Source organism: Clostridium tarantellae, assembly GCF_009295725.1.
Lineage (GTDB): Bacteria > Bacillota > Clostridia > Clostridiales > Clostridiaceae > Sarcina > Sarcina tarantellae.
On the sequence record NZ_WHJC01000197.1, the window covers coordinates 1 to 6,190 of the forward strand.

6 protein-coding genes and 1 pseudogene are annotated in these 6,190 nt (G+C 23.6%); all 7 read left to right on the forward strand.

Annotated elements, in window-relative coordinates; genetic code table 11:
- Positions 1-233, forward strand: a pseudogene (locus GBZ86_RS17205) (protein rep); the annotation flags it as partial.
- A 180-nt stretch (positions 234-413) separates the two neighbouring features.
- Positions 414-764 (forward strand): hypothetical protein, encoded by a 351-nt coding sequence (locus GBZ86_RS11260; protein WP_152890721.1) that lies wholly within the window; start codon positions 414-416, stop codon positions 762-764.
- Between the two features lie 453 nt (positions 765-1,217).
- The gene (gene mobV, locus GBZ86_RS11265; RefSeq protein WP_170272224.1) at positions 1,218-2,468 is read left to right on the forward strand and encodes a MobV family relaxase; all 1,251 of its coding nucleotides are present in this window, start codon (positions 1,218-1,220) and stop codon (positions 2,466-2,468) included.
- Between the two features lie 350 nt (positions 2,469-2,818).
- A complete protein-coding gene (locus tag GBZ86_RS11270) occupies positions 2,819-3,664 on the forward strand; it encodes a replication initiation protein (protein WP_152890725.1) in 846 nt (281 codons plus the stop codon).
- A gap of 64 nt (positions 3,665-3,728) precedes the next feature.
- Positions 3,729-4,328: an ankyrin repeat domain-containing protein gene (locus GBZ86_RS11275; protein ID WP_152890727.1), complete on the forward strand. Its 600-nt coding sequence runs from the start codon at positions 3,729-3,731 to the stop codon at positions 4,326-4,328.
- A gap of 305 nt (positions 4,329-4,633) precedes the next feature.
- Positions 4,634-4,930 carry a helix-turn-helix domain-containing protein gene (locus GBZ86_RS11280; protein WP_152890728.1) on the forward strand — a complete coding sequence of 99 codons (297 nt, stop codon included), beginning with the start codon at positions 4,634-4,636 and terminating at the stop codon, positions 4,928-4,930.
- A 327-nt stretch (positions 4,931-5,257) separates the two neighbouring features.
- Positions 5,258-6,190, forward strand: a 933-nt coding sequence (locus tag GBZ86_RS11285; RefSeq protein ID WP_152890730.1) for a protein rep, incomplete at its 3' end; no start/stop codon positions are given.

Here is a 6,190-nt window from a genome sequence, read left to right on the forward strand (position 1 = left end):
TAAAAGGCAAACAAGAAATGGTTTTTGGTGGACTTTTTAAAGATGCTCATAAAATGTATAAAAATCATGAATTAGATGTTTATAAAGAACAAGATAATATTAATTATGTGTACATGCTTTATTATGATTGGCATAAAACACAATATGAAAATTTCAAGAAAAGAGAATTAACCAAAGAAGAACTTAAAGAAGTTAATGGAAAAAATATAGAAGAAATTTATTTAGAAGAATAATATATTAATCTTCTAAACTTAGTTTTATGATTAATATAAAAAATCAAAGAAAAATAAAAATATAGATTAAAAATATAGATTAAATTAGTAATAGGTTTCATTTGTAATTTATGTATAATATTATCTTATGATAATAAGTTTTTACGTAACAACATACAAAGCAAATATAGGAGGTTTAAATTGGGAGATAAAAAAGTTTTAAGTGAAGAAGAAGTTTCAATAGAAGAAGAAGTTTTATTTACATGTGCTGCAAAATTAAGAGCTAACTGGCGTGGTTATTTTGGAAGATTTGAAGTAACTAATTCACAAATTATTTTTGCATTAGCATCTAGAGGTGCAGAACCTTTTGCACTCTTAATGCCTTGGGAAGAAATAGTAGAGTATAAAAGTTATAATTTCCTTGGTTTTGTACCTAACAGAATTTTAATTAAACTTACAAGTGGAGATGAATTTCATTTTATGGTAGCTAATCGTAAAAAATTGATGGAAACTTTAGATACATTTATTGTTTCAAAAAATATTTCAAAATAATTTTAATAAATTTCTTATACCCTAAGTAACACTTAATATTACTTTGAATTACTTGTTAAAAATCTCTTTAAATTTATATAAAAAACATATGTAAATTAAATTTATAAAACTTAATATAAAAAAAAATAAATGTAGCTATGTTTTGTCAAAGATCATAGCTACATTTATTTTTTTTTATATGTTGTAGAGCATAAGGGGAAATTGTCCCCACACAAGGTGGAGACCTAGGCAGTGCCTAGGATTTCCATGGGTACATGAAAGTATAGAAAAACACACAACTGACCCACGCTTGACACACAAAAAACACACGAAAAACACACAACTGACCCACAAATTTTAAAAACCCCGTAGGGCGAACGGCAGATATTGATATTTGTCAATATCCTAGTGAGTTAAGCAACTTTGACAAATTTGTCAGTTACTTGTAAATTAATTTGGAAGGGGTTGGTACTTGTGAGTTATTCAGTTTTCAGAGTTCAAGGAATAAAAAAAACAACAGACTTGAACGGATTACATAAGCATATTAAACAAAGAATTTCTAGGACAAACATTGATATTGATTTAGATAAAAGTAAAGATAATATTGAATTAATTTCATGTAATGATACTTATAAACAAAGATTTAATGAGATTACTAAAGATTTAAAACTTGTTCATGATGAACGAATGAAAACTATGAGAGCAGATAGAATTAAAAGTTTTGAAAGATATGTTAATGATTCAAAAAATAATGTTGCCTGTGAGATGATTTTTACAAGTGATACTGTTTTTTTCAAAGATATGAACAAAAATGAAATTGAAAAATGGGCTAAAACATCACTTGATTTTGTTACTGAAGATATTGGAATGAATAAAGAGAATATCATACATGCAGTTGTTCATATGGATGAAAAAACACCTCACCTGCATGTGGTAGTAGTTCCAATAACTAAAATTTATGACGGTAGGATTAAACAAGAAAAATTAACTATAAGTCAAAATAAATTTTTTCATGGGAAAAAAGATTTATCAAAACTACAAGACAAGTATAATCATAGAATGGTTTCAAATGGCTTTAAATTGGCTCGTGGTGAAAAAAATATCAATAAGAGACATAAAACTACTATGGAATATAAAAACGAAATACAGAGGCAAACAGAGGTATTAAAAAAGGACAAGCAAAAAATAGAGAAAGAAGTTGTTGAATTAAAGAGTGAAAAAGAACAAAGAACAAAAGAATTTTCTACAACAACAAAAATTTTGCATGAAAATAGTTTGGTTATGTATCAGATAAATGAAATTGAAACAGAAAATGTGTTTTTTTCAAGTGAAAAAGTAAAAATAAAAAAATCAGATTTTGAAAAATTAAAAGAAAGTGCTTTAAAAGCATATATGCAGCACAATTTATATGCAAACGTAGAAAGTGAACTTGAAAGATTAAAGAAAAGAAATAGATATTTAGAAAAAGAAAATGATATTCAATACAATAAATTAAACAACATGACAAGAGATCACTCATATAAATTGCATTATTTAAAACAAGAATATGAACAAAAGTTGAACCAGGAAAAACAAAAAAATATAAATTTACATAAGCAATTAAAAATATATGATGAAGTTATAGATAAGCATAATTTATTCAATGAAGTAGATAAGGCATATGAAAAATATAATAAAAAAGAAGATGATAAAAGTAAAAATTATAATAAAAGTTATAATTTATAAAAAAATGTTGTCGTAATTTTTGATATGAAAAAACGTTATTATATATATTTACTATTTTCTTAGGGAAAAGAAGCTTTTTTTATATATTATTTTTATATATATTATTATTTTTACTTTTATTTTAGACCTTACTTAAAGTGGCTATTTTCAAGCGTTTTATAGATTTAAAAACGGGTAAAAGGGAATTTAAAACGGGTAAAAGGGAATTTAAAAACGGGTAAAAGGGATTTAAAAACGGGTAAAAGGGATTTAAAAACGGGTAAAAGGGATTTAAAAACGGGTAATTTAAAAATATATTGTATTTAATATTATCAAATGTTAAAATATAGAAAAAAGGAGGGGTTTATATTATGGATAATTTTGTTTATTTTAAAGCTAATGGATTAATAAAAGCTAAATATAAAATGACATCTTTACAAAATAAAATTGCTAATCTTATTTTTTTCAAAACTGATTTAATGGGAGCGTTTAGAGAAGTTTTTATAAAAGAAGGTTTATCATTATATGAAATTAACATAAATTATAAAGAAGTTAAGGAAATTGCAAAAAAAAATTTAACTTTTGATGAAATAAACAATTTTTTAAAAGATATGGAAAATATTAAAGTTTATATTTATGAGAATAAAAATAAATATACTAGAACAAATTTTATATCATTAACTGAAATTCATAAGGAAGAAAATATATTTACAGTATATATTTATAGCACCGTTTATAATGCAGTTAAAGATAAATTGCAAGGTAATTTTACGCCTATTGATTTAACAATTTTAAATAATTTTAAAAGTGTATATTCACAAAGACTTTATGAGAATTTAAGAGCTTGGACAGAAACAAAAAAAGTAATAGATTTTAAAGTTGATTTTCTTAAACAATTATTTTTTTTGCAAGATAAATATAAAAGATATAATGATTTTAAAAAAGATTGTTTAGTAAAAGCAATTAATGAAATAAACAAAAGTGGTTACATGGAAATTAAATTTGAAGAAATAAAACTAGGTAGAAAAATTGATACTATAAGGTTTGTTGTAAAAGATAATCTTCCAAGACAAAAAGAAAAGAAAGTAATAACAGAAGAACCTAAAAAAAGAAATGAAAGTCAAGGATCAAAGAAAACACTTAATTTTACAAATTACTCTCAAAGAGAATATGATTATGATTCTTTAGAAAAACAATTACTTGGTTGGGACGATTAAATTATAATTTATTAAATAAATAATTTTTAAAAAATTTACACTTATGATAAAGGAAATATAATATATGAACGATAAAGAAATAGAAAAAATACAACGATATATTTATAAAAATTCATATTCTAAAACAGGAGAAGAATTAATTCAATATATTAAAAATAAAAATGCAAAAGTATCATTTACTCAAGAAGAATGGAATAAATTGTTAATACCTGCTTGTTCAGGAATGTTACCAGAAGTTTTTGAATGGTTATTAAATAATGTGGCTAAGATTAATGAGAATGGATTTGATATAGTAACAATGATTATTGATTCTCAAGAATTTAGACTTGAATTTTTAAAGATGAGAATTAAATTATTAAAAATATTATTATCAAGAATAGAAAAGAAATACTATACTAAAACTATTAATTTTGCTTTGATGAAGGCATGTTGGTTTAATAATATATATGTAGTAGAGTTTTTATTGAAAATAGGAGCTAATGTTACTTTTTTGTTTGATGATGGCAAAACTCCATATAACTGTGCAAAAAAATATGGAGAAAGATTTTCTGATTATTCTCTTTATAATTATATTAAGAACTATCTTAAAGAAAATGATTTAAAAGATACAGCTATCTTTTATTCAAAAAAAGATTTTATGGGATATTCAATTTATAAAATTTAAAAATAATTTTTTATAATTAAATAATCTTAGTCTTAATACTAAGTGTTACTTTTCATAAACATTTTACGACATAAGATACAAATAAATTAATACAGGCAATTATATTGCATTAAAAAGGCTTGTTTCCCTATTTCTGAGTTTAAATATATAAATATATGTGTCAAGGGCTTAAAAGCCCCTGTGGGTGTGCGTAGCACCCTTGACATATATATTTATATATTTACTATGTATTTAGGGAAACAAGCCTTAAAAACTGTTTTTATCTAAGAAGTTAACAATTTAAAATATATACTTGAGGTGATAATATGGCAAAAGATGTTCCAAGAACTCAATTCGTAACGTGGAGAAGAATATTTGATTTAGGAGATAATGGAGATGATTTAGATCGTACTTATGCAGAAATGATAGCAACAGCAATTAATATTAGGATTAATTTAGGACTTACGCAAAAAGAAGTATCAAAAAGATCTGGTTTATCTCTTAGTATGGTATCTAAATTTGAAACTCAACAATGTGTTCCAAATTTAAAAACATTTTTGAAATATATGCAAGGCGTTGGATTAGATTGGGAATTTATTTTAAAAAAAGATGTGAAAAAATAAAATGATTTATATTTTAAATTAATTATAAATCTTGCAAATGTGTAATTTAAATTTTTGTTAAAAAAATTTAAAAAAATAGCTTATTTTTAAGCTATTTTTGAACTCATGAAATGAGTTCCTACATTCTTTTAATACTATAGGTAACTATTCGAATCCAATAAAAATACACTCAAACCGTTGCTACGACTTGAGTGTAATAAAAAAAACTTGCTTTTTTTTCCCTATTAATTTATAATTTTAAGTGTTCAAGTCAAAATATAAACATTGGAAAGGAGCAAGTTTTTTAATGAGATATTTTATATCCCTTAAATTTCATAATTTAATTACATGAATAATGATATCAGAAAAAATGATTTAAAACAAGATGGAATTTTAGAAAAATGTACTGGTAAAAAGAAGAAAAATCCTAAGTTTAGTAATTATATTTCATCATTAATATCAGAAAAAATGCTTGAATTAATAAGAGATTGTGGGAGTTTTTTAATGTTATTAGCAGATTTAAATTTAGAAAATAAAAAATTGCATAAAGGTAACTTTTGCAAAAATAGGTTTTGTCCTATGTGTTCTTGGCGTTTATCATGCAAAGAAAGTTTAGAAATAAGTATATTGATGGAACATTTAAGAAAAGAAGAGAATAAAGAGTTTATATTTTTGACTTTAACAACTCCTAATGTAACTGGAGAAAATCTTAATGAAGCAATAAAAGAATATAATAAATCATTTGAAAGATTAATAAAACTTAAAGAAGTAAAAAAAGTAGTTAAAGGTTACATAAGAAAATTAGAAGTAACTTACCAAAAAGAAAAATATATAACAAAGGATCTTTGGAAACAAAAAAAGGATTATTATAAAAAAAGAGGTTTGCAAGTTGGAGATTTAGAGCCTAACTATGACACTTATAATCCTCATTTTCATGTTGTTTTAGCTGTTAATAAAAGTTATTTTTCAGATAAAGATTATTATATAAAACAAGAAAAATGGCTTGAATTATGGAAACAATCAACTAGAAATGAATTAATAACTCAAGTTGATGTAAGAAAAGCAAAAGCAAATAATTATAAAGAAGTTTATGAGTTAGCTAAGTATTCTGCTAAAGATACTGATTATTTAATAAATAGACAAGTATTTGAAGTATTTTATAAAGCTTTAAAAGGCAAACAAGAAATGGTTTTTGGTGGACTTTTTAAAGATGCTCATAAAATGTATAAAAATCATGAATTAGATGTTTATAAAGAACAAGATAATATTAATTATGTGTAC